Below are 25655 nucleotides of genomic sequence, written 5' to 3' on the forward strand. Positions count from 1 at the left end.
ATTTAAAATAAAGCCGATTTAATATCGGCTTTATTTTTAGAATTTTTATAAATAGCCTAAGTATATTTTATGAATAATTTAAATTTCCGTTCAGCTCAATTTCCTGATATTCCACAACTCGTAGTTTTAATTAATAAGTCCTATCGAGAACAACAAGATAGAAGTTGGACAACAGAACTTGATTGGGTAGAAGGACAGCGTATTACAGAGTTTCAATTAGAAGCACAACTACAACTTAGGAATTCAACATTATTGATAGCGGAAACTTCTGCTTCCAAGCTTATTGCTTGTATTGGGCTTACATTTGAAAATAATCAGGTTGAGATTGGAACATTTTGTACTGATCCTCAAGTTCAAAATATGAGAGTGGGTCGATCTGTTTTAGAATATGCAGAGCAATATGCATTGAAAGAAGATCCCCATTTGACCAGCGCCGTAATGTATGTGCTAGATGTCCGTTCTGAATTGATCGCTTATTATGAAAGACGTGGATATGTGAAAACGGGTAATGAACAGCCATATCCGGTTGAAGCAAATGTAGGGGTGCCAAAAGTATCTATTAAGTTGGTGGAAATAAAAAAAGACCTCAGATGAGGTCTTTTTAATTTAGGTTAGAAACCAGATGTAATAACCTAAAAGCATGAGAGGCCAAGCCACCCACGGGCTAAATAGCCATTTCCATAACCAGAAGTTAGGTACGAAACCCACTCCGTAAATAAAGCCACCAGAAATACCAATCATCACCAGCATAAGCTGGCTATGATTGTAGTGCCCGTTAGCATCTAGCATGAGTGAAGGATAAACCAACAAAATTGCAGCAAGAGGCAATGCCAACAGAAAAGAAAGGGCCATTGCAAATGCTTGAGCTTTTCGATGATTTGATGCTGTCATTGCTTTTGCCATCATTTATTCCTCATCTAAATCTTGATGATGTTCGATATAAAGCGCGCTGAGTACACCCGCAAAACATGCCATCAAAATACCTAGGATCCATGCGAAATACCACATAGTTTTCTCCTTAATACAAGCTATGCGAGTTTGACTCGATATGTTTGTTAGTGATGACTCCCCACATTTTGTAATAAGACCAACTGGTATAGATCAAAATAAGAGGAACAAAAATGCAAGCAGCAACTGTCATAACGCCTAAAGTAAGGTGACTTGATACAGCATCCCACATCGTCAAGCTAGAGTTAGGATTGATACTAGATGGAAGTAGGAATGGGAATAGGGCAAAACCAGCAGTTAAAATTGCTCCTACAATCATTAAACTTGTACCAGTAAAACTTAAGCCTGCTTTTGCTTTTGAAGATGCAAAAATTGCAATGATTGCGCCTAAGATGGCAAGAACAGGGGCAATTTTAGTCACTGGATAGGTGCTGTAATTGTTCATCCAACCTGGATTGCTATTGGTAATCACTTCTTTAGCTAAAGGGTTAAGCGCAGTATTTGGGTCTATAGCAACAGCATAGCTATAACCTGGAACTTGCCCGAAATACAGCCATGCTCCAATTACAAGGAAACAAATTAAAAAGATAATTGTCATAATTTGAGTGGCTTTGGCAGAGCGCTGTTTTAAAGCTTCATCAGTACGTAGCATGAGCCATGCACCGCCATGTGCACAAAGCATAGACAGACTTACCACACCGCAAACTAGAGCAAAGGGGTTAAGAAGGGCAAAAAAGCTGCCTGTATATTCAGAGCGTAATGTGCTATCTAAACTAAAAGGAATACCTAAAAACAAATTACCGAAGGCCACACCAAACACAAGCGCTGGAACAGTACCACCGATGCACAGACCCCAGTCCCAAGAGTTACGCCATTTGGTATTTTCAAGTTTAGAGCGATAATCGAAACCTACTGGTCTTAGGAAAAGTGCAAATAGAACCAACAACAGTGCCCAGTACATGCCTGAGAAAGCGACTGAGTAAACCATTGGCCATGCAGCAAATAGTGCCCCACCTGCCGTAATAAACCAGACCTGATTACCATCCCAGTGTGGGGCAATTGTATTGATTGCAGCACGGCGTTCGCTATCGGTTTTTCCAACGAAAGGCATGAGAGCCATAGACCCCATATCAAAGCCATCGGTAAGAGCAAAGCCGATCAGAAGTACGCCAACTAACACCCACCAAATGATTTTCAATAATTCATATTCAATCATGATAAGGCCTCCCCATTAACCGCTGCTTTCGGTTCTTGCTTTTCAAAATGATATTTGCCAGTGTGTAGAGAGCTTGGTCCTAAGCGAGCAAATTTGATCATTAAATACATTTCAATAATCAAAAGAGCCGTGTAGAACGCTGCTAGCGCAATAATCGAACCCCATACGTCACCAGTACTTAAACTAGAAGTAGAGAGGTGGGTTGGTAGAATTTCACCAATAGACCATGGTTGACGACCACCTTCAGCTACATACCAGCCAGTTTGTGCAGCAATCCAAGGAAGCGGTAGAGCCAACAATGCATATTTCAGTAGCCAAGGTTTATTTTCAGCATTTCTTTTTGCTACAGCCCAAGTCGCTAAAACGAAGAGTAATAGCATTAAGAAACCAGAGGCAACCATTGCGCGGAAAGAGAAAAATAGCGCTGTAACATTTGGAACAGTATCTTTTACAGCAGCTTTAATATTTTGCTCGCTTGCATCAACTACATTGGGTGCATATTTCTTAAGAAGTAGGCCATAACCTAAATCTTTTTGATTTTTTTCAAAAGAGGCTAATAACTCTGGTGAACGATCACCTGCACGTAATTTTTCAAGTTCAGCATAGGCAAGCATACCGTTGCGAATACGAACTTCATGCTGCTGCATGAGGTCTTTAAGACCAGTAACTTCTTTGGTTGTTGAGCGAGTTGCAATTAAACCTAATGCATAGGGAATTTTAACTGCATAATCTGTCCGCATTTCTTCATGATTTGGTACGCCAAACAAAGTAAACGGAGCAGGAGCAGGGTGAGTATCCCATTCGGCTTCGATCGCTGCGAGTTTAGTTTTTTGAACATCACCGAGCTCATAGCCAGATTCATCACCTAACAGAATCACTGAAAGTGTAGATGCAAGACCGAAAATGGCAGCAATTGCAAATGAGCGACGTGCGAAAGGAAGATCACGTTTTTTAAGTAAGTAATAGCTTGAGATGGCAAGTACAAAAATTGCACCAGTTACATAGCCCGCAGAAACGGTATGTACGAATTTCACCTGAGCTACAGGGTTAAAGATAAGTGCGCCGAAATCAACTAATTCCATACGCATGGTTTCAAAGTTAAATGCAGCACCTACTGGGTTTTGCATCCAACCATTCGCCACTAAAATCCAGAGTGCTGACATGTTAGAACCTAGAGCGACTAACCACGTTACGCCTAGATGCTGAACCTTACTTAAACGGTCCCATCCGAAGAAGAATAAACCAATAAATGTAGACTCAAGAAAGAATGCCATAAGGCCTTCAATTGCTAATGGAGCACCAAAAATATCACCTACATAGTGTGAGTAATAAGCCCAGTTTGTTCCAAATTGGAACTCCATTGTTAAGCCAGTTGTTACCCCTAAAGCAAAGTTAATACCAAATAATTTTCCCCAAAATTTAGTCATATCTTTGTAAATTTCTTTACCAGAAATGACATAAGTGGTTTCCATGATGGCAAGGATAAATGCCAAACCTAGAGTTAAAGGGACGAAAAGAAAGTGATACATTGCGGTCATCGCAAATTGAAACCGCGAAAGATCAACCACGCTTTCAGAAATCATCAACGTGTCTCCTTAATGTGGGAAATGTTATCGCCAGCAATATGCTCGGCGACCTGATTGTCAAAATTTTTGGGGATGGTGGGAGCATCAAACCAAATATGTTTGATCGTTAAGAGAAGCACTATTTTTATTATTAGAATAATAGTGATTTCTTTAACTAAACGACCATTAAGATTTTTAAAATTAAGGCTCATAAATTAAACCTCATTTGATATTAATTTTATTATTAATCAAAATATAATAAAAATAAACATTAAATATATTTTAAATGAATATTTAAATAATTAATTTATATAAAACAATTACTTAATATTTTAAAATAAATACTATACTAAAATAGTCTGAATTGATTATTAAATCCTACTAAAACAGTTGTAAATAAAAATATTAAGTTGATTAAAATAGTTTGTTTTAATTTAATACCGACTAAAATAGTTGTATATTATATTTATAAGTTATATTTCAAACTAAAATGGTTGGAATAATAAATAATTAATTAAAAAGAAAATAATAAAATATAGGCGTAATAAAGCCTGCTAAAAGCAGTAAGTAAATAGAATAGTAGTAAGAGTTTAATCGGGGGCGAAAAGATCGTTTGATATAGAAATTTTCTTGGCTACATAATGGCTTTTATGCACTCTCACAAGGATAACTTGAGAGTATAATTCGAGTTCGCCGTATTCTGGTTCGACTTGAACGTAATGTAGCTGGCCGAATTCATCACGCACACGCGCTTGGGCAGAAAACCCAGGTCTAGCATTACCACTGGAAACTGTCGCTAAACGTCCTAAAAGATTATAGTTTGTATGAGTAAGCTTTGGTTTAATTACTTGGTCAAGGCAGTGAATCATGAATACAGTAAAAAAGATTGCGATGACAAGGGCTGGGACGATTAAATAAAATGGTGAAATAAAATAATGCTGGATTGCAAAGAAAGAGAGCTGTAAAAAATAGCCTGCAAAACTAAAATTGATAAGTAAAAAAACGAAAATTAAAGCTTTAGAAAATTTAACGTTAAGTAGTGGCGAGTTAGAAAGCCAAACAGGCGCAATTTTTTTGAGTAATTGACTTGGACGAAGTCCAATATACATACCAATGGTTTCTACCACGCTGAGTAATATCAAAGCCACTACACTTAAGTGAAATGGCATAAGATAATAATTGAAAAAGAAATCAGCCATGGCAGAAACTCTAATGTTTATCGCTTCAGTCTACGATATAGATACCGCCATCTGAATGTACTTTAATCTCAACTTTATTTAAAAAATCACCTAAACATGGTCCTGAGATACATTCGCCTGTTTCCACAGTAAATAAAGCACCATGGGTAGAACATTGAATATATTCTTGGTCTTGATCAAGAAATTGATTTTCTAAATATTCAAGCTCTGTTTGCAAGTGAGGGCATAAGTTTTGATAAGCATAGAATGCGCCATCACGTTGCGTAATGAAAATAGTAGTTCCTTGTAAAGTGTCAAAAGCTCTAGCTTCACGCTCAGGAACTTCTTCCGTCATACAGATCCTTTCCATTTCAAGCACATTCCTTCTGAAAATTTTCAAGAAGTTTAGCATAATCATTAATCGCTAAACGTGGGCCAAATTGAGAAACAACTTCACTAGAAATTAAGACAGCTAACTGTGCAGCAGCATTCAAATCTTGATGATGATTTAGGGCATATAGGAATGCACCTGCAAATGCATCGCCAGCACCATTGGTATCAACGGCTTCTACATGACGGCCTGCCACATGGAAATGTTGAGTAGAGTTAGAAACTAAAGCACCTTTAGCACTTTGTGTAATGACTACTGTATGATTTTTAAAACGTAATTGAGCAAGAGCATCTTCAACAGTTGTTGTATTTGTATACATTAAGGCTTCTTGTTCATTACAAAATAGTAAATCTACGCCATCATCCATGAGCTCTTCTAAGCCTTCGCGAGCGTATTGCACCATGGCAGGATCTGAAAGAGATAAAGCAATCTTAACGCCATTTGCTTTTGCAATTTCTCTGGCTTGTTTTACAGCTTTGCGCGCTGTTTCACTTGTAGAAAGGTAACCTTCAATATAAAGCCATTTTGCTGTTTTTAACGGTTCAAAGTCGATTTGATCTTGAGAAAGTTCAGCAGTGATGCCCAAATAGGTATGCATTGTACGTTCAGAGTCAGGACTAATGAGTACCATGCAGGTACCTGTCACGCCTTCACTGATTGATTTTGGAGTGGTTTGGATGCCAGCTTCATTTAAACCTTGCAGATAAATTGAACCCAAATCATCGTTACCAACGCGGCAACCATAAAAAGCAGTTCCACCTAATGCACTAAAGGCTACAGTAGTATTCGCAGCAGAACCACCACTTGCTTGACCTTTATAATCTTGATGTTGTTTTAACTCTGCATAAAGAGCAGATTGAGTGTCGCCATCGGACAACTGCATTGTGCCTTTTTGCAAGCCTTGCTGACTAAGAAAATCATCAGACACTTTAAATTCTTGGTCGATTAATGCATTACCAATTGCAAAAAGATCTACAGTTGCCATATGTGTTGTCACAAAATAAAAAAATCAGGTTGCTAAGTTTACACCATTGCTTGGATTTGCTGTAGTTTGTTGAATAAAATTCAGTTAAATCAAAAATTAGTGGAAAAATATTATTGTGTGAATATCTTTAGATTCGAAGATAGATCATTGAGATAAAATTGATAAGCTTTTTTATTTAATATCTATCATATACATAGAATTAAAAGCTTTTGTTCTGTTAGGATAAAACATTCATGGCTATATGCTTGATATCAAAGCAGTGCCAATGAAAACTAATACTCAACAAAAACATAGTATTTTACTTGGCTTTTGTTCGCCAATCTCAAGCTGACTCAGGCTATAATGAGACTTATTCACTTATCCGATATGTTAGGAGATCACATGACTGTAGATGTCACTGAAACCATTTCTCAAACTGTTCACCCTGCGTTTCAGTTGCTACGTCAGCACCATGTAGAAGCATTAGATATTTTAGTGTCTGAATATAAGCATAAAGTCACAGGTGCGGTGCATTATCACTTGGCAACTGATTATGATGAAAATGTATTTCTTGTTGCTTTTAGAACACAGCCTATGGACTCTAAAGGCACGGCACATATTTTAGAACATACGGCTTTGTGTGGCTCTGAAAAGTTTCCGGTACGTGATCCATTCTTTTTAATGATTCGTCGTTCTTTAAATACTTTTATGAACGCATTTACAGCAGCAGATTGGACAGCATATCCATTCGCTACTCAAAACAAAAAAGATTTTCAAAACTTACTTTCTGTTTATCTTGATGCGGCATTTGCTGCCAATTTGAATCCACTTGATTTTGCTCAAGAAGGTATTCGTATTGAACTGGAAAATGGTCAACCTGTATATAAAGGGGTTGTTTTTAATGAAATGAAAGGTGCAATGAGTGCGCCGTCTGATCAACTTTATCATCAGTTGGCCCATCATTTATTTCCTGAAACGACCTATCATTACAATTCAGGTGGTGATCCGAAAGATATTCCTGATTTAACGTATGAGCAGTTAGTCGATTTTTATAAAGTCCATTACCACCCAAGCAATGCTGTATTCATGACCTTTGGTAATCAAACAGCATATGAACTACAAGAGCAATTTGAAAAACTAGCTCTACACAAGTTTTCGGCGGGAACAACGCTATACTCTAAGCCTGAAAAACGTTTAGCTGCCCCAATTGAAGTAACAGAAAACTATGGTGTTGATAGTGATGATTTAAAAGATAAAACTTATCATGTTTTATCTTGGTTATTACCGGAAGCAAATGACATTAAATTGCGTTTAGGAATGCGTTTGGTTGAAGGAATTTTATTAGAAAATTCAGCTTCGCCACTCCGTCATTACCTAGAAACTTGTGGCTACGCTCAATCAACAGGTCCATTAATGGGCGTAGACGATAGTAATTTTGAAATGACTTTCTACTGTGGTGTTCAAGGTTCAAATCCAGAACATGCGCAAAGCTTTAGAGAGGGTGTTTTAAATATTCTGCGTGAGGTTGCTGCAAAACCAATTGATAGTAATTTAGTCGATGCAATTTTGCATCAAATCGAGTTACATCAACGTGAAATTAATGGCGACGGTACACCTTATGGCTTAAGTTTAATTTTAAATGGCTTAAGTGGTGCGATTCACCATAATGATCCAATCCAAATTTGGGATGTTGACAGCGCAATTGCACAAGTTAAAGAAGAGTTGAAGGACCCAATGTGGTTATCAAATCTGATTCAAACACATTTGCTCGACAACCCTCATCGCGTACAGATGACTTTAGTTCCAGACCCAACCAAGTCTGTAAAAGAGCAAGAAGCTGAAAAAGCACGCTTAGCAGCTATTGGTGAAAAGCTAACTGATGCTGATAAGGCTGAAATCATTGCTAAGACTAAGGCTTTAGAGGAACGTCAGGACACTCCTGATAATCTTGAGTTATTGCCAAAAGTAGGTTTGGAAGATGTACCTGCTGACTTGCATATTGTGCAAGGTCAGTTACGCGAAATTATTTGTAATCGTATGGATACGCCGTTGAACTTGTACCATGCGGGTACTAACGGCATTTACTATCAACAAGTACTTATCCAGATCCCTGAAGATATTGTGAAGTCACCTTACTTCAATTTGCTTTCTATTTTGATGGGTGAAGTGGGTGCAGGCGAATATGGCTATCTTGAACTACAAAACTTGCAAACCGCTGTAAGTGGTGGTTTAGGAATGGGCGCTTCTTTACGTAGTAAAGTTGATGATAAAGATAAAATTAGTGCTTGGTTAACTTTAACGACTAAATCGTTGACTCAGAAATTTGATGCAATTCATTTATTAAAATTAGCATTTGAACAGCTCCGATTTGATGAGAAAGAACGAATTATCGAGTTGCTGCAACAACGTAAAACACGTTGGCAATCTCGTTTATCTGGTTCAGGTCACAGCTATGCGATGCAGATTGCTTCTCGTAACATGAGTGCCTTGGCTCAACGTGACTATCAAAACACGGGTTTAGGTGCATTGAATTGGTTGGGTGAGCTTGTTACTAAAATTACCCAAGATGATGCCGCTTACGATGAGCTGATTGCAGAATTAAAACGTATTCATAGTAAGTTGTTGCAAGCACCTAAACAGTTCTTACTAGTGTGTGAAGAACATCAATCTGAACGTTTGGTTGAAGAAATCCAGAATGTTTGGGATAAGTTGAATGTTGATACAGCTACAACTGAGTTAACTCAAGTAGAACAAGCTAATGATAATAATCATGAAGCATGGTTAATTCAGGCAAACGTTCAATTCTGTGCGTCTGCATATCAAGCCGTAGAAGTATCGCATCCAGATGCAGCTCCATTAATGGTATTGGCAGCTTATTTACGTAACGGATTCTTGCACAGTGCTATCCGTGAAAAAGGTGGTGCTTATGGTGGCGGCGCTAGTTATGATGGAAATGCATGCTCATTCCGTTTCTTCAGTTACCGTGACCCACGTTTAGCAGAGACGTTTAAAGACTTTCAAGCAAGCGTGCAATGGTTATTAAATACAGAGCAACAACCTCATCAGCTTGAAGAAGCAATTCTTGGTTTAGTGGCAAGTATGGATAAACCAGGCTCTCCAGCAGGTGAAGCGATTACAGCATGTTATGCATTGTTGCATGCGAGAACACCAGCTTTCCGCCGTACTTTGCGTGAAAGATTGTTGCATGTAACATTGGATGATTTAAAACGTGTTGCTCGTCAATATTTAGTAGAGCAAACTCCTGTAAAAGCTGTAGTTGCGCCATTTGCTAAACGTGACGAATTGCAGCAATTAGGTTTTACCATTCAACAAGTTAATTAAAATAAAAATTGGAGATTGAACATGGCGTTCAAACAATTTGAACGCACATCTTTACAGCTAAGCATGGGAATCGTGCTTAGCTGTTTATGTGCGTCTGTAACATATGCTGATACCTTAGCTCCAGCAAACCCTGCCACAGTTGATGCATGTGTTGCTCTTGCTTCGAATGCCGATCGTCTAGCTTGTTACGACTCTGTATTTAAGCCAGCAGCTCTACCTGTTGTGCAAGCCGCGGTAGTACCTGAGCCTGTTAAAAAAATCGATCAGCCCGCTGTTCAACCAGAAACATTTAAAGAGAAGGTTGTAGATACAGTTAGTAATATTAAAGTGATTGGTAAAGCGCCTACACTTGAACCTACTACTTCTTTGCTAGATCAACGTTGGGAGTTATCTGAAAAAAGTAAGCTAGGTGTTTGGAATATTCGTGCTTATCAGCCAGTCTATTTACTACCTGTATTTTGGACCAGTGACAAGAATGAATTCCCGAGTAGTCCAAATCCAAATAACACTGTAACGGATGCTCAGAATCTGAAATCAACAGAAAGTAAGTTTCAGATTTCTTTGAAAACCAAAGCTTGGGAAAATATTTTTGGAAATAATGGTGATTTGTGGGTAGGGTATACACAATCTTCACGCTGGCAGACGTTCAATGCTGAAGAATCTCGCCCATTCCGTGAAACGAACTATGAGCCAGAAGCAAGTTTAATGTTTAGAACGAACTACGAGTTGCTTGGTTTAGATGGGCGTTTGCTTGGAGTTACCTTAAACCATCAGTCAAATGGTCGCTCAGATCCATTATCTCGTAGCTGGAACCGTGTAATCTTTAATGTTGGATTGGAGCGTGGTAATTTTGCTTTAATGCTTCGTCCATGGATTCGTCTTGAAGAAGATAGTAAAGATGATAATAATCCGGATATGGAAGATTACATTGGTCGTGGTGATTTAACAGCGTTTTATAAGTGGAAGCAGAATGACTTCTCTTTAATGCTGCGTCATTCATTGAAAGGTGGTGATGACTCTCATGGTGCTGTGCAATTTGATTGGGCTTTTCCAATCAGTGGCAAGTTACGCGGACATTTCCAGTTGTTTAACGGTTATGGTGAAAGCCTAATTGATTATAACCATCGAGCAACTTATGCTGGTTTGGGTGTATCGCTCTTGAATTGGTACTAAGAAGCTATAAGAAAAGCCGCTTTTAAAGCGGCTTTTTTATTATCCAATTTGAATATTGGCTTGAGGATGTTTGAGTCGACTCTTTTTCGGAGTAGCGATTAAATAGGCGAGTGTTAAAGGTCCAAGCCTTCCAGCAAACATGAGTAGGCTTAAAATGAATAAACTACCATTATGTAAATCTGGTGTGATTCCACGAGAGAGACCCACTGTACATGCGGCAGAAACAACCTCAAAAAGCAAATTCATAAAATCTGCTTTAGGCTCTAAAAGTAAAAGAATAAAGAAGCCCATGAAGATGAGGATGCTCGTAATAGCGGTTACCGCTAATGCTTTATAGGTCGTTTCATGAGATACAGAGTGATTAAATATCCTAATTTCATCTGTACGGCGTAAAAATGAAATTACACTAAGCACTAAAATGACAAAGGTGCCAACTTTGATTCCACCCGCTGTACTCAGTGAACCACCACCAATAAACATCAGCAACATCATCAGTAGCGAGCTACTATTGGTCATTGCACCTGTATCAATGGTATTAAAACCTGAGGAACGAGGGACGGTTGCTTGAAACCAAGCGTTTAAGGCTTGTTCACCTGAGTTTAACATCCTTAAAGTCGCGGGATTTTGAGCTTCTAAAGCCCATATTAAAATAAACGCAACGAGGTTAATAATTGCAATGGTGGTAAGAATAAGCTTGCTATTTGGTGTTAGTTTTTTCCATCTTTTGTTTTGCTTAATATCCATGAGTACTAAAAAACCAAGACCACCTAAAGTGTAAAGGATGCTAATGGTTATACAAATAATATAGTTACTTTGGAAATTCATTAAACTATTGGAAAATAATGAAAAACCAGCATTGTTGAATGAGGAAATGCTATAAAAAACTGCATAATATAAACCACGTGCAAACCCGTATGTTGGTGTAAAAGCAGTCGTGAGAATAATTGTACCAATCAGCTCAAAAATAAGAGTATAGGTGACAACGCCTTTAGCAACAAAAGTAACTTTAGATAGGCTCGTTTGCCCGAGACTATCTTGAGCCATCATTTGCTGTTTAAGACCAACTTTTGGTGACAAACTTAATGCTGCCAATATCGCAAAAGTCATAAATCCCAAACCGCCAGACTGGATCAGCAATAAAATAATAGTTTGCCCAAAGAGGGTAAAAGACTCATGAATATTTAAAACGGATAGACCGGTAATGGTAACTGCTGAGGTGGCTGTAAAAAGCGCATCCATCCAACTGACATTGCCTGTATTCGCAAATGGCAATTTAAGCAATAAAGTGCCAAAAGTAATAAAGCCTAAAAACCCTAGCGCTAAAAGAGAAGGAGGGCTTAAATTTAACGTTTTATGAGGCTTGGGATATATGGACATATTCTAGAGTTCGTTTTCTTATAAGAAGCAATTAGAAAGTTTCTTTAACTGTGATAAATGACCTTCTAAAATAAGAATATCATGTGTTTGCAAAGTGAAATTTTCTTCAGTCTCAAACAAAATTTGTTGCTGTCTTTTCACGAGCAATGTTTTGACTTGAGGAGCTTGCTGCATAATGCCATATAAATTGATGCCATTAAGCTTATCTGGGATCTCAATTTTGATAATGTAATGATCATCTTCTAAAGACATATAGCGACTTACCATTGGGTAATTCAGGGCTTGAGCAACTCTTACCCCCATATCTTCTTCAGGATGAATAATCTTATTGATATTAAGGTGTGACAAAATGGTGTGATGAGCTTTGGTTTTTGCCTTTACCCAAATTTTATCAATGCCGAGATTTTTTAAGTTCAGTACACACAAAATACTGGCTTCAATATCTTCACCAATTGCAACAACGACCGCATCACAGTTCTGAATGTTTAATTCATCAAGCACATGTTCGTCAGTAGCATCAGCAATGACGGCATGAGTTAAAACGTCGGCAAGATTTTCGACATTCTTTTTTACCGTATCGATGCCAATAACATCATGATTCAATTTTGTGAGTTCTTGAGCAACTGTTGCTCCAAAACTACCTAAGCCAATGACTGCAAACTGTGCCATGTTGTTCCTTTTTTCCGAGTTAGATCATTATTTTTAAGGATATTTTCTTTAAGATAAAGAGAAGCAATGTAAAGATGCTAGAAATATAAAAGATTGTATAAAAAAGCCGACAACTTTGTCGGCTTGTTCATTAAAACTAAAGATTATTTCAAGAAACGTTTGTAGCCAACATTATCAGTAATTTCTGCATACGGATAATTAATCTGCTCGAGAGTCTCAATCAATCCATCAGGGTTTTGTTTCGCATCAGTTGCTTGTAAGCCCACTAACACACGTCCTTCTGCCGCACCATGGTTACGGTAATGGAAGAGGGTAATGTTGTGGGTTGGACCTAAACGAGTTAAGAAGGTTAAGAGCGCACCCGGACGTTCAGGGAATTCAACACGGAACAATCTTTCATCATCTAGATTTGCGTGACCGCCAATTAAATAACGAATATGTAATTTTGCAACTTCATCGTCAGAAAGGTCATCAACTACATAGTTTTGCTGTTTAAGTTGCTCTAAAATTTCATGACGCTCTGCATCTCCACCTTTTAAACTAATACCGACGAATACTTGCGCTTCGTCTGTATTGTTTGCGCGATAGTTAAACTCAGTGATATTGCGACCTTGTAAAGCACGACAGAAGCCTAAGAATGCGCCTTTTTCTTCAGATAAGGTAACTGCATAAATCGCTTCACGTTGCTCACCTAACTCGGTGCGTTCGGCAATATAGCGTAGGCGGTCAAAATTCATATTGGCGCCGCAAACAATCGACACCATATTTTTATTACTGATTTTATGCTCGTGAATATATTTTTTGATACCCGCTAAAGCCATTGCTCCAGAAGGTTCAACAATGCTGCGGTTTTCATCAAATGTGTCTTTAATTGCTGCACAGATTTCATCTGTATTCACAGTGACAATATCAGGATCAACAATTGGTCCTGAATTATCAGATTTGCGCAAACGAATAATATCAAATGGTAAAGCACCAATTTGTGCAACAGCTGTACCATCTGCAAATAGGCCTACATGTGGCAAAATTACACGTTCATTTGCTTCTAAAGCTGCTTTTAAACAAGCAGACTCTTCATATTCAACACCAATAACTTTTACGTGCGGTGCAACTTCACCAAGGTAAGCAGCTACGCCTGAGATAAGGCCACCACCACCTACAGCAACAAACACATATTCTACATCACGCCATTGACGTAATATTTCATTGGCAATTGTGCCTTGACCTGCAATGACAAGCTCGTCGTCATAAGGTGGAATAAATACAAGACCTTCAACTTCTGCACGTTGTTGAGCATATTTATTTGCGATATCAAAGCTATCGCCATGTAACACGACTTGGCCACCTAAGCGTTTAACAGCCTGAACTTTAATGTCAGGTGTTGTGCTTGGCATAACAATAATAGCGGGAATTCCTAGTCTTTGTCCTGACAATGCTACGCCTTGAGCATGGTTGCCAGCAGAGGCGCAAATTACTCCGCGTTCAAGTTGTTCTTTAGGTAATTGACTAATACGGTTATAGGCACCGCGTAATTTAAAAGAAAAAACGGGTTGTAAATCTTCACGCTTAAAACGAATTGTATTGTTTAATTTTTGACTAATTCGTGGAGCTGCTTCGAGAGGTGTTTCAATTGCAACATCATAAACCGTTGCTTGTAAAATTTGTCGTACCACACGAGACAGCATGTTCATCTTCCCTATAACAGTTTAAAATAGGAAATTATTGTAGCAAACCCTTGTGCATTTGCGCCGTTTATTGGCGCATAAATGTCAAAAAATAGTTGAGTGATGTAATGAGCCTATATGCAACCCAAGATGAAAAGAAACAAGCTGCTGCGAAAGCTGCTTTAAAACACTTACCCAAAGGTGGCATTTTGGGTGTTGGGACTGGAAGTACCGTAAATTTTCTAATTGATTTATTACCTGAATTACAATTAGAAGCAGCTGTGGCAAGTTCTCAAGCAACTGCTGATCGTCTTAAAAAACTTGGTATTGAAGTGGTTGATATGAACCATGTAGGTAGCTTAGATGCCTATGTTGATGGTGCAGATGAGATTGATCGCCATATGCATATGATTAAAGGTGGCGGCGCAGCATTAACTCGTGAAAAAATTGTTGCATCAATCGCTAAGAAATTTGTGTGTATTGTTGATGATTCTAAATGGGTTGATCAACTTGGACGTGATTTTCCACTTCCAGTAGAAGTTATTCCAATGGCGCGTTCGGCTGTAGCTCGTAAATTGGTAAGTTTAGGTGGTGATCCGGTTTATCGTGAGGGTGTAGTTACAGATAACGGTAATGTTATTTTAGATGTATTTAATTTGAACATCTTAAACGCAATTGATTTGGAAAAGACTATCAATAATATCCCAGGTGTTGTGACTAACGGTATTTTTGCGTTAAATCCAGCAACGATCGCAATTGTTGCGACAAATAATGGTATTGAAGAGCGTACAGCACAGTAATGTCTGCAAAAATGCCAGAGATTAAAATCGTTCGACACGTAAGAGCACGAAAATTGCGCTTACGTGTTGAGCCTGCTTCAATCCGTCTTACGGTTCCTTTATTTTGTAGTAAAAAACAAATTCAGCATTTTTTAGCGCAATCTGAACAATGGTTAACCGAAACGTGGAATAAACAACAAAACGTCCAATCGGTGTCCATTGATATTCCTTCTGAAATTTATTTCTTTAATAAAGAACAGCCATTTCAAGTGATTGTTCAAAAGCAGCATCGTGTTTTTCAATTCGACTGGGAAAACAACTCTTTATTTATTAAAGATACACAGCCTTATTTGGCATTGCAAAACGCAGTTATTGCCTATGCGAAACAAGAATTGCCAGAGCTTTTGAAAAAATTAAGTGAGCACACTCATTTGGCTTATAGGGAGTGTACAATTCGCCGCCCGAAAACTCGGTGGGGAAGTTGTAGTAGCCAGCATAATATTATGCTACATGCGGGATTGGTGCTGATGTCACACGAAATTGCTCGCTATGTGGCTATTCATGAGTTGGTGCATACTAAACATTTTGACCATAGTCCTGCATTTTGGGCAGAAGTTGAAAAATACGATCCATATTTTCAAAAACACCGCAGACAACTTAAATCAAATCCATTGCCTGCATGGTGGTATGTTTCAGCTTAACTAAAGGCACATTCTAGTTGAGGTGTTTGTAAACTATCGGGTGCTTTCCGGCTATCTAAACCTGCTTTAGCACTCATGATCTTATTTGCTTTAATAGATAATTGGATAAAGTTGTATTGTTGCGTCGTGTTATTTGGTTCGGCTGAACTTGAATTGAGTAAATAACTTGAGCTGGCAGCATCTGTTTGCAATAAATTATCGGTACTATCAGCACTTAAAGCAGCACGATAAATTTGTGAGCCTTTACTCAAGTCGATTTGACCATTCGCACGGAAATTAAGCTGGCAACCTGTTGCAGTGTCTTCGTAATGACCCACTAGATAGTCTGTAGCTGGTAGTTTGGGGTCGGAAAGATTAATGCTGGTCAAACCTTGTTTGCAAGGATATGCAGAACCGTTGCAGGTGGCTGTAATGCCGCTAAAACCTACAGCGCGACGATAATCACCAGCACCATCTATGCGGAAAAAGTCAGTCGTATTTCCGACAGGTACGACCCCTGAATATTGTTTTTTATCCAGTAGATCATAACCCGTCTGATCTAAAGACTGTTGTGAATTAGCCTGAGCCAATTGCAAAGTAAATGCTTTTAGGTTGGTTCCAAAGTAATCGCGCGTTACTTTTTGATTAGCTGCAATATCTAACAGTGTATTTTTTAGTGGATCAATATTATCTGGAGCAGCTGTGAAAATAGGAGTGAAGGATGTTTGATCCCCATGAAGTTTTTTCCCATCCAAAAAGCCATCTTTTAAATCAGTTGCTAAACTTTTAACAAGTTCTTGGTAGCTGTTTGCTTCGCCATGAATCGTTGACCAATATTGTAAGTAACCAAAGCTAAGATAACTATCTACATATGTACTAGGTTTAGTAGTTGAGTATCGCAACAAAGTTAAATTCAGAAGGGAATTAGCTGGACTTAAACTTGGAATGTCAGCATCTTTAAACGCATTCATTAACGATTTGTAGACATCTTGAGAAGCTAAATCTACATGTAATTGCTCAATACGGGTTGGGTCAACCGTTTCTTGAGGGAGTTGTCCTGAACGTATGACAGCTCGTTGATAAACTGCTTCACTGCTTGGGCTAATGAATTGGAGTCTGCCACTTACACTGTTTGGTGTAATAAATGCATGATAAATACCTGACAAGTTTTGGTATTGTGGAGTAATGGGGTCAAACACTTGAGATGAGCTTTGAGTTGTAATTTCTACGCGATATAAACGATTCAATTTTGCAGTAGGAATTTTGACATTAAAGCTATTTAAACTCGCAATAGAAGTATCCACTAGAACAGCGTTGTTGGTGTTGTCATATACTTTAAGCTGGATATTACGCATTTCTACAGGGGTTTTTAAAGTAACATCAGTTGTTGCTTCAGGTGTAGGGTCAACTGGCGTTGGTGTAGTGGGTGAACTGCCTCCACTATTACCTCCACCTCCGCAACCAGTAAGGGCTACACTTAAAATGAATGTGCTCAAGCCAAGGTATGTGCGTAATTTTGTTTCTTTTGATTGATGAAGCATCCTAGCTCTCCAAAAATTAATCTGGTATTTATTTGCTGATATTTATGTGGTTATGACAGTCCAGTAAGTGCTATCTGATTGTCGCTAAAATTAAAAAAATTAAAATTACCAAGCATGAAATGGTTTTGTAAGCTTGGACATCCTGTCATACTACTGCCCAAGTATAGATTCAAAAATTGAGGTAATGCACGTGATTTCTGTCGGAATTGTTGGTGGAACGGGTTATACAGGCGTTGAACTATTACGTATTTTATTACGACATCCTAAAGCGCAGGTTCGAGTTCTTACTTCACGTACAGAAGCGGGCAAACCAGTTGCAGATATGTTCCCTAATTTACGTGGACATACAGATCTTCAATTTTCAGATTTAAACATTGATGCATTAAAAGAGTGTGATGTTGTATTTTTTGCAACGCCACATGGTGTTGCCATGCAACATGCCAAAGATTTAATTGCAGCTGGAACTAAAGTTATTGATTTAGCAGCAGACTTTCGCTTACAAGATCTTGAACAATTTGAAAAATGGTATGGTATGGAGCATGCTTGCCCAGATGTACTAAAAGATTCTGTATATGGTCTAACTGAGTTAAACCGCGAAAAAATTAAACAAGCTCAAGTTATTGGTAACCCTGGTTGCTATCCGACGACTGTTCAATTAGGTTTAGCGCCACTATTAAAATCATCACAAGCACTCATTGAAACCAAAAATATTATTATTGATGCGAAGTCTGGTGTTTCTGGTGCTGGCCGTAAAGCAAGCTTGGGCATGATTTATAGTGAAAACGCTGATAACTTTAAAGCATATGGTGTTGCAGGTCATCGTCACCATCCAGAAATTGTAGAAGCCTTAGAAAATATTGCAGGACAAAAGGGCGGGTTTGATGGACTCTTATTTGTTCCTCATCTAGTACCTATGATTCGCGGTATGCTGAGTACAATTTATGTAGATTTGACAGAAGCTGGTAAGCAGACAGACTTACAAGCTTTGTATGAAAACTTCTATGCTAATGAAAAATTCGTAGATGTTATGCCTGCAAATAGTTCACCTGAAACACGTAGTGTACGCGGTGCAAATGAGCTTCGTATTGCTTTGTATAAACCACAACCAAATAAACTAATTATTTTGGCGGCTCAAGATAACCTTATAAAAGGTGCATCTGGTCAGGCTGTACAAAATATGAACCTTATGTTTGGCTTTAATGAAGAAGAAGGCTTACAAGGGATTGGTTTATTACCATAAAAAACTCTTTTTTGCTTCACACACATTTAAATTTCGATTTAAATGTGTGTCTTGACTCTGATCTTGAACACTGAGATGACGATGCAAAACTCTGGACAGACGACTTCAGCAGAAAGTTCGTTGCAAAAGAAAAAATTTTTAAACACCAATAAGCCTTTGTTTATTGGTGCTGCTATTTTAATGAGTGGTTGTTTTGCGCTCGGCTATACAATTGGGCACCGTCAAGGTTTAACTGTTGTTGGTTACGATGCAGATGCGGAGCAATTGGTTGAAGTGGTGCAAAAGCAAAAAACAGCCTTAGATGCAGTTAACAAAAGCCTTAATGCAGCGGTGCAAGAGCGTGATGTGGCTGTGACAAATGCAAATGATCTGTTTGAAGCACTTAATCAAGCGAACGCCGATAAGACTCAGCAAGAAGGTATGAGTAATATCTATCGTGAGATTTTGAGACAACGTGGTGGTTTGAGCTTAACAATCCAAAATCTGGCAATTAAGCCTTTACCTGAAAATGCTTATGAATATCAGCTAGATTTAGTCCAAGTAAGTCCAAGTAAGCGCCGCGCTTTGGGATCGGTTGAAATCAGATTGATTAAAGATACTGAAGTTTTAGTCGTACCGCTTGAAGCGAAGAACTTTAACTTTACTGACTTTGAGCGCTTAACAGGTCGTTGGACAATGCCTAAAGGTTTCACGCCTCAATTTATTGAAGTGCGTTTAACTGGTGGTTCTGATACACCGATTATTAAACGTTTTAGTTGGCAGCGTGGTAAACCTGTCGAAACATCTTCTGCTTTCGTGGCAGAAATTCCTCAAGCTGAAGCAAATTCACAATAGTAACATCCTATGCGAACAAATAAGCGTCAAACAAACTTAAAAGATATCAAGGCTTCTTTTCAGCAGTCTGGCTATGTCGATTGGCACTTCCACCCACGCTTAAGTGATTCGCAAAACGAAGATCATGATGGAGAGGTTGTTGTACAAACAGCTCCTCCTGAACTCAAGCGTCCCCCATTATATGCAGTCGTATTAATGAATGACGATTACACTCCAATGGACTTTGTAATTGAAATTTTACAACAATACTTTGCAATGAATCTTGACCAAGCAACTCAAGTAATGCTAACAGTACACTATGAAGGTAAAGGTATTGCCGGAGTCTATCCAAGAGACATCGCGGAAACTAAGGCAAACCTTGTTAATAATTACGCTCGATCGCAAGGTCATCCATTACTTTGCCAGATTGAGCCTAAAGCATAAGGGGGTTACATGCTCAGTCGTCAATTAGAAGTATCATTACGTTTGGCTGTTAGCATGGCTCGTCAAAAGAGACATGAGTTTCTTACAGTTGAACATTTATTATTAGCACTACTCGACAACGATTCAGCCGTGAATGCATTAAAAGCATGTGGGGCTGATATAGTTTCTTTGCGTAAAGAATTAGAAGAATATGTAGAACAACATACTCCTAAGCTTGGCGAAAATAGCGAGCAAGCTCCTCATCCAACAGAAAGTTTTGACCGCATTTTGCAACGTGCTATTTTCCACGTGCAATCAAGTGGCGGCGATCGTACTGTTGAAGGTGCAGATGTTTTGGTCGCAATGTATTCAGAGCGTGATTCTTTTGCTGTGTATTTACTTAAACGTCATCAAATCAATCGTTTGACATTGACTCAATACTTGTCTCATGGGACACGTAAAGACGAAGTACAAGTTGAAGAAGAAGTTGAAGATATTGAAGGTGAAACTAGCGCAAGCAATGCAGGGCCACTTGAGCTTTATACGCTGAATCTAAATGTTGAAGCGCAAAAAGGCAAAACTGATCCACTGATTGGTCGTGAAAAAGAAATTGAGCGTACAGCACAAATTCTGTGCCGCCGTCGCAAAAACAATCCATTGCTTGTGGGTGATCCAGGTGTGGGTAAAACCTCGATTGCTGAAGGTTTAGCATGGTTAATTGTGAATGGTAAAGCACCTAAACCTTTAAGTCAGGCTGAAATCTATAGTCTGGACATTGGTGCATTAGTTGCTGGAACGAAATATCGTGGTGACTTTGAAAAACGTTTAAAACAATTGCTTAATGCATTGAAGAAAAATCCAAATGCGATTTTATTCATTGATGAGATTCATATGATCATTGGTGCAGGCTCAAGTATGGGTAGCACGATGGATGCGTCAAATCTTATTAAGCCAGCTTTAGCTAATGGTACTTTACGTTGTATTGGTTCAACGACTTTCCAAGAATATCGTCAGGTTTTTGAAAAAGACCATGCGTTATCTCGTCGTTTCCAAAAAATTGATGTCAATGAGCCAAGTATTGCTGAAACGATTGATATTTTACGTGGATTGAAAACTAAGTTTGAAGATTTTCACCACGTACAATATGACGATAAGGCTTTGGTATCAGCTGTAGAGCTTTCTGCTAAGTTCATTAATGATCGTTTCTTACCAGATAAGGCAATTGATGTCATTGATGAAGCAGGTGCTCAACGCCGTTTGAAAGCTGAAAGTGATGATAGCTTGATTACTGTAGAGAATATCGAAGATATCGTTTCTAAGATTGCTCGTATTCCACCAAAAACTGTGTCTAAAGATGATAAGTCAGTGCTTGAAAATCTTGAGCGTGATTTAAAACGTGTGGTGTTTGGTCAAGATGAAGCAATTACTGCATTAGGCTCAGCGATCAAATTATCTCGTGCTGGATTGAAGTCACCAGATAAACCAGTGGGTAGTTTTGTTTTTGCTGGTCCAACAGGTGTAGGTAAAACTGAGGTTACTAAGCAACTCGCTAAATTATTGGGTGTAGAGCTTGTACGTTTCGATATGTCTGAATATATGGAACGTCATGCAGTTTCACGCTTAATTGGAGCACCTCCAGGGTATGTGGGTTATGACCAAGGTGGTTTGCTTACTGATGCGATTCATAAAAATCCGCATTGTGTCTTGTTGCTTGATGAAATTGAGAAAGCACATCCAGATGTGTTTAATCTATTGCTACAAATCATGGATCATGGCGCTTTAACGGATAACAATGGACGTAAGTCAGACTTTAGAAATGTGATTATTGTTCTGACTACGAATATTGGAGCAGAAAGTATTTCTCGCGCGAGCATTGGTTTCACGGAACAAGATCATAGTTCTGATAACCAAGAAGCGATGAAACGTGCTTTCTCTCCAGAGTTCCGTAACCGTTTAGATGGTGTTATTCAATTCAAAGCATTGCCAACAACTGTGATTGAGTCTGTAGTCGATAAATTCTTGACAGAATTACAAGCGCAATTGGATGAAAAACAAGTTGTTCTTGATGTTGATCAAAGTGCACGAGATTGGTTAGCTACAAATGGTTATGACCGTTTGATGGGTGCTCGTCCAATGCAACGTCTCATTCAAGAACACTTGAAGAAACCACTCGCTGAAATGATTCTGTTTGGTGAACTTGCAGATCATGGTGGTAACGTGGCTGTATCGGTGAAAAAAGAAGATGGCAAAGCTGTCGGCTTAAAACTTGAAGTGTTTGAAGATCATCATACGGCAGAACCAGCATAATTTATGTTAATTGATAGTCTTGCTATAACCCGAATACTCAGTGTATTCGGGTTATTTATTATCACGGCAATTGCTGAAATTCTTGGTTGTTATTTTCCTTATCTGATTTTAAAAGAGGGTAAGTCGGCTTGGCTGTGGCTACCTACGGTCTTAAGTCTGGCTATCTTTGTATGGTTGTTGACTTTACATCCGGCAGCTTCTGGGCGCATTTATGCGGCCTATGGCGGTATCTATATTTTTACTGCGCTTATGTGGCTACGCTTTGTTGATCAGGTGGGATTAACAAGATGGGATATATTAGGTGGTCTAATTGTGCTTTGTGGAGCTGGTTTAATTATTTTGCAACCTCAAGGGTTGATTCGTTAATGCATCATTGAATCAAATCTTAAGCAAGAAAATAAGAAGTTTTTTCAAAAAAAAGACTTGTCAAACTCATCAACAATGCGTATTTTAGATTTAAGGAACATTTTTTAATATTTGAGATAAAGATGTTAAATCAATCTGTGAACACTAACGCTTATTATTACTTTTGGCAATTTAGATAGTTGCCTGAGCGTATTCGGGCATGAGAAAGTTGCCCATCACAGTTAATACCTGATCGGCAACCCCGATCAGGTTTTTTTATGCTTTATCTTTTTAGAATCGAGGAACTTAAAATGAACAACATGACTTATTCGTACTTTAGCAACTTTTATTGGTTTTACTTTTGCTTACCTTTACCAACGAATAGATCCAAAACGCTCAAATAAATGATCGGACTGAGTAGATTGCAGTCCCAAGGAAAAAACCAATGAATGCCCTAAATACTTTACTGACTCAAACCAATACAAAAGAAACACCAGTTAGTTTACCTATCCAGTTAAAAGCGAAATATCCGCTTGCACACACTTTCGCACGTCAAATTGCCGAACACCGCCAAATTATTCAAAATATTCTTAACGGCAACGATCCTCGTCTAATGGTAATTACAGGGCCTTGTTCAATTCATGATCCAGTTGCAGTACTTGAATACGCTGAAAAACTGCAAAAATTACAAGAAAAAGTAAAAGATCAAATTTTTATCGTGATGCGTACATACATTGAAAAACCACGTACCACAGTTGGTTGGAAGGGGTTCATGTATGATCCAAATTTAGATGGTTCATCAAATTTACAACTTGGTTTAGAAAAGTCTCGTGAACTCTACCTACGGATTATTGAAAAGGGTTTGCCAATTGCGAGTGAAATTTTAAGTCCAATGGCAACTGGCTATTTTGATGATTTATTGGCTTGGGGTGCAATTGGAGCTCGCACAAGCGAATCTCAGATTCACCGTGAAATCTCAAGTCATATGCCATACAGTATTGGTTTCAAGAATGGTACTGATGGTTCTATTCAGATTGCACTAGATGCGATTCAATCCGCGCAAAATGAACATCAATTTTTAGGAATGAATCAACAAGGCTTGCCTTCAGTGATTCAGAGTGCCGGAAATCCATTACCTCACTTGATCTTGCGTGGTGCGAATCATGGGCCAAATTACGATTTGGCTTCAATTCAGGCGATACGCGAAAAGTACAAACAGAATTTACCTGCACTGGTGATTGATTGTAGTCATGGTAATAGTGGGAAAGATCCGTTGCGTCAGACAGAAGTTTTACAGCAAATCGTTGCTGAACGTTTAAAAACACAAGTTCGAGGTGTCATGATTGAAAGTCATTTGGTTGATGGTAACCAAAAGATTTCTTGTGATATGACTTATGGCCAGTCAGTAACTGATGGTTGTTTAGGGTGGGAAAAAACAGAGCAGCTTTTATTAAATGTCTCGAAGCAATTAAAGACAAAAGAATTAGCTCATTCCGCTTAATTATTTATGGGCTTTAAAAAGGGATCTGTAAATAGATCCCTTTGCTTTTTTTAAGAAGCATGCTTGAGTTCGGATAGGAATGTAGTGATTTCATGCCCAAACTTTTTGGGTTCGGTTAATAAAGGTGTATGGCCTGAACGTTCAAAATATATTGCTTTTGCATGCTCAACGCTATGTGCAATCAGTGTCTGACCAGTTTCTGGATAAAGTGTCGAATTACGACCAATAAAAAAAGTGGTAGGACATGCTAACTGCTGAATTGCTTCTCGATAATCTTCATTGTGATACAGATAATTTTCAACATACCAAAACAAGTAATCCAAACGTTGAATAGGTAATAAATATTTTTGTAGAAAAGGCTGTTTTAAAGCTGTTTTAAAAACTAGTGGACTAAATGGATTGCTACTTTGTAACTCAATAAAATCTACCCATAGACGGACTAGTTCTTGTCGATTTGGAAGAGATAGTTCATAAAGATGTTTGGCGTTTTTATGCTTTAGCAATAATTGATAAATATCATTTAATAGTTGTTTGAACTGAGTGTGAAGAGGGCCGAATAAACCATATTCCCAAGTTGAATCTACTGATATTTTGGGTGTCTGATCAATATGTAAATAGGCTTTTAACTGCTGTGCCAGTTGAGCGTGTTTCATGCCATGCATGGCAGTTGTCGCGCCCATTGAATAACCCATCAAGATAAAGTTATCGAGTTTTAATTGATTTATCAAATGAGCAACATCTTGCCAATGACTAGAAATGGCATCTTGCTCGGGAATTGCACAATTCTTTGACCCACCGAAACCACGCCAGTCTGGAATAATAAACTCATATTCTTTGCGGTTTGCATAAATAAACGGTAGCCACTGCCAACTTTGCATGCCAAGGCCAGATAAAACCAAAACAGGCTCACCACGACCAACACGGCGTACAAATAAATTTTCCCGATCGGGCATGGTGTAATACGGCATGGCTATTCTCCAGATGGGTTATCTTGGGCAAAGCGTTTTAATTGAGGGATGACTTGTTCCAACCATTTGATCCATTCACTTTCCATCGTAATTCCAAGTTCTAAGATCATTTTGTGGATGTATAACACACGGTCATTTAGATCATCGCTGTCTTTAAAATCTTTATCATAAATACTTTGATAAAGTTTGAGCTTCTCTTGATGTAAACCAAGATGCCTTAACAGTTCAGGTAATATCTGATTATTGCTCAATTGTGCTTCTGCACGCAATCTAACCATTAAATCATCACGAAGCTGTGCAGGTTCACTTTGTTGCGTCATCCATGAGGCTAGTTCTATACGACCCAGTTGTTCGACCTGATAGGTTTTTTTTCGGCCATTATCCATTTCATTTTCTAAAGTGGAAACCCAGCCTTTTTTAAGCATGTTATTGAGTTCACGATAAATTTGCTGGTGAGTGGCATTCCAGAAAAAGCCCATTGAGCGGTCAAAGCGGCGGGCGAGTTCAAACCCTGTACTTGGACGTTCAAGCAAGCTGGTCAGTAAAACATGAGGAAGTGACATGGCAATCC

General features: G+C 38.5%; 25 protein-coding genes. 11 read left to right on the forward strand and 14 right to left on the reverse strand.

From position 1 onward, the window contains the following. Positions 1-69 precede the first annotated feature (69 nt). Positions 70-594, forward strand: a complete 525-nt coding sequence (locus tag RMB06_RS11180) for a GNAT family N-acetyltransferase (RefSeq protein WP_005068982.1) — start codon at positions 70-72, stop codon at positions 592-594. A 12-nt stretch (positions 595-606) separates the two neighbouring features. On the opposite strand, the gene RMB06_RS11185 is transcribed toward RMB06_RS11180, so the two are convergent. From RMB06_RS11185 to RMB06_RS11220, 8 genes are all read right to left on the reverse strand, one after another. Then, positions 607-906 (reverse strand): cyd operon YbgE family protein, encoded by a 300-nt coding sequence (locus RMB06_RS11185; protein ID WP_004791954.1) that lies wholly within the window; start codon positions 904-906, stop codon positions 607-609. Then, entirely contained in the window at positions 907-1008 is a 102-nt protein-coding gene (gene cydX / locus RMB06_RS11190) for a cytochrome bd-I oxidase subunit CydX (RefSeq protein ID WP_002120988.1), read from the reverse strand. A gap of 10 nt (positions 1009-1018) precedes the next feature. Beyond that, entirely contained in the window at positions 1019-2164 is a 1146-nt protein-coding gene (gene cydB / locus RMB06_RS11195) for a cytochrome d ubiquinol oxidase subunit II (RefSeq protein ID WP_311079500.1), read from the reverse strand. Then, a complete protein-coding gene (locus RMB06_RS11200; protein ID WP_014206957.1) occupies positions 2161-3747 on the reverse strand; it encodes a cytochrome ubiquinol oxidase subunit I in 1587 nt (528 codons plus the stop codon). The genes cydB and RMB06_RS11200 overlap by 4 nt, the downstream gene beginning before the upstream one ends. Continuing rightward, the gene (cydP, locus tag RMB06_RS11205) at positions 3747-3941 is read right to left on the reverse strand and encodes a cytochrome oxidase putative small subunit CydP (RefSeq protein WP_005073962.1); all 195 of its coding nucleotides are present in this window, start codon (positions 3939-3941) and stop codon (positions 3747-3749) included. Before cydP ends, RMB06_RS11200 begins: the two co-directional genes overlap by 1 nt. A 378-nt stretch (positions 3942-4319) precedes the next feature. Then, positions 4320-4928, reverse strand: a complete 609-nt coding sequence (locus RMB06_RS11210) for an OB-fold-containig protein (protein WP_017480984.1) — start codon at positions 4926-4928, stop codon at positions 4320-4322. A gap of 25 nt (positions 4929-4953) precedes the next feature. After that, a complete protein-coding gene (locus tag RMB06_RS11215; RefSeq protein ID WP_002121079.1) occupies positions 4954-5262 on the reverse strand; it encodes a Rieske (2Fe-2S) protein in 309 nt (102 codons plus the stop codon). Between the two features lie 16 nt (positions 5263-5278). After that, entirely contained in the window at positions 5279-6283 is a 1005-nt protein-coding gene (locus RMB06_RS11220; protein WP_057075247.1) for an adenosine kinase, read from the reverse strand. Between the two features lie 381 nt (positions 6284-6664). Here RMB06_RS11220 and RMB06_RS11225 point away from each other — a divergent pair, with 381 nt between their 5' ends. Beyond that, on the forward strand, positions 6665-9604 hold the full coding sequence (locus RMB06_RS11225; RefSeq protein ID WP_311079502.1) for an insulinase family protein: 2940 nt from the start codon (positions 6665-6667) through the stop codon (positions 9602-9604). A 21-nt stretch (positions 9605-9625) separates the two neighbouring features. Further along, positions 9626-10777, forward strand: a complete 1152-nt coding sequence (locus RMB06_RS11230) for a phospholipase A (protein WP_002120916.1) — start codon at positions 9626-9628, stop codon at positions 10775-10777. A 39-nt stretch (positions 10778-10816) separates the two neighbouring features. Here the strand turns inward: RMB06_RS11230 and RMB06_RS11235 are convergent, their stop codons facing one another. The 3 genes from RMB06_RS11235 to ilvA form a co-directional block, all read right to left on the reverse strand. Beyond that, on the reverse strand, positions 10817-12154 hold the full coding sequence (locus RMB06_RS11235; protein WP_311079506.1) for a TrkH family potassium uptake protein: 1338 nt from the start codon (positions 12152-12154) through the stop codon (positions 10817-10819). An 18-nt stretch (positions 12155-12172) separates the two neighbouring features. After that, positions 12173-12823, reverse strand: coding sequence for a TrkA family potassium uptake protein (locus tag RMB06_RS11240; RefSeq protein ID WP_005069007.1), 651 nt, complete (start codon positions 12821-12823; stop codon positions 12173-12175). A 143-nt stretch (positions 12824-12966) separates the two neighbouring features. After that, positions 12967-14514: a threonine ammonia-lyase, biosynthetic gene (ilvA, locus tag RMB06_RS11245; protein ID WP_170814121.1), complete on the reverse strand. Its 1548-nt coding sequence runs from the start codon at positions 14512-14514 to the stop codon at positions 12967-12969. Positions 14515-14615: 101 nt separating this feature from the next. On the opposite strand from ilvA, the gene rpiA reads away from it, so the two are divergent. Both rpiA and RMB06_RS11255 read left to right on the forward strand, forming a co-directional pair. Then, complete coding sequence (gene rpiA, locus RMB06_RS11250; protein ID WP_000061060.1) at positions 14616-15287, forward strand: ribose-5-phosphate isomerase RpiA; 672 nt, start codon at positions 14616-14618, stop codon at positions 15285-15287. Further along, a complete protein-coding gene (locus RMB06_RS11255) occupies positions 15287-15967 on the forward strand; it encodes a SprT family zinc-dependent metalloprotease (protein ID WP_311079510.1) in 681 nt (226 codons plus the stop codon). The genes rpiA and RMB06_RS11255 overlap by 1 nt, the downstream gene beginning before the upstream one ends. On the opposite strand, the gene RMB06_RS11260 is transcribed toward RMB06_RS11255, so the two are convergent. Beyond that, positions 15964-17487 (reverse strand): hypothetical protein, encoded by a 1524-nt coding sequence (locus RMB06_RS11260; RefSeq protein ID WP_311079511.1) that lies wholly within the window; start codon positions 17485-17487, stop codon positions 15964-15966. The two genes, RMB06_RS11255 and RMB06_RS11260, sit on opposite strands and share 4 nt — an antisense overlap. A 184-nt stretch (positions 17488-17671) precedes the next feature. Between RMB06_RS11260 and argC the strand changes: the two genes are divergently transcribed. From argC to RMB06_RS11290, 6 genes are all read left to right on the forward strand, one after another. Further along, positions 17672-18727, forward strand: coding sequence for an N-acetyl-gamma-glutamyl-phosphate reductase (gene argC / locus RMB06_RS11265; RefSeq protein WP_311079512.1), 1056 nt, complete (start codon positions 17672-17674; stop codon positions 18725-18727). Positions 18728-18802: 75 nt separating this feature from the next. Then, a complete protein-coding gene (locus RMB06_RS11270) occupies positions 18803-19561 on the forward strand; it encodes a DUF6776 family protein (RefSeq protein WP_014206946.1) in 759 nt (252 codons plus the stop codon). A gap of 9 nt (positions 19562-19570) precedes the next feature. Next, a complete protein-coding gene (gene clpS, locus RMB06_RS11275) occupies positions 19571-19984 on the forward strand; it encodes an ATP-dependent Clp protease adapter ClpS (protein WP_002121129.1) in 414 nt (137 codons plus the stop codon). A gap of 9 nt (positions 19985-19993) precedes the next feature. After that, positions 19994-22270 carry an ATP-dependent Clp protease ATP-binding subunit ClpA gene (gene clpA / locus RMB06_RS11280; protein ID WP_017400370.1) on the forward strand — a complete coding sequence of 759 codons (2277 nt, stop codon included), beginning with the start codon at positions 19994-19996 and terminating at the stop codon, positions 22268-22270. A 3-nt stretch (positions 22271-22273) separates the two neighbouring features. Continuing rightward, positions 22274-22636, forward strand: a complete 363-nt coding sequence (locus RMB06_RS11285; RefSeq protein ID WP_005069026.1) for a YnfA family protein — start codon at positions 22274-22276, stop codon at positions 22634-22636. A gap of 424 nt (positions 22637-23060) precedes the next feature. Continuing rightward, entirely contained in the window at positions 23061-24116 is a 1056-nt protein-coding gene (locus RMB06_RS11290; protein WP_311079516.1) for a 3-deoxy-7-phosphoheptulonate synthase, read from the forward strand. 50 nt (positions 24117-24166) lie between these two features. Here RMB06_RS11290 and RMB06_RS11295 read toward each other — a convergent pair whose 3' ends face one another. Beyond that, positions 24167-25084 (reverse strand): alpha/beta hydrolase, encoded by a 918-nt coding sequence (locus RMB06_RS11295; RefSeq protein ID WP_311079517.1) that lies wholly within the window; start codon positions 25082-25084, stop codon positions 24167-24169. A 2-nt stretch (positions 25085-25086) separates the two neighbouring features. Continuing rightward, positions 25087-25647 carry a PadR family transcriptional regulator gene (locus tag RMB06_RS11300; protein WP_005069032.1) on the reverse strand — a complete coding sequence of 187 codons (561 nt, stop codon included), beginning with the start codon at positions 25645-25647 and terminating at the stop codon, positions 25087-25089. Between the last annotated feature and the right edge of the window lie 8 nt (positions 25648-25655).

This window comes from Acinetobacter sp. V104_13, from assembly GCF_031798995.1.
In the GTDB taxonomy this organism is placed as follows: Bacteria; Pseudomonadota; Gammaproteobacteria; order Pseudomonadales; family Moraxellaceae; genus Acinetobacter; species Acinetobacter pittii.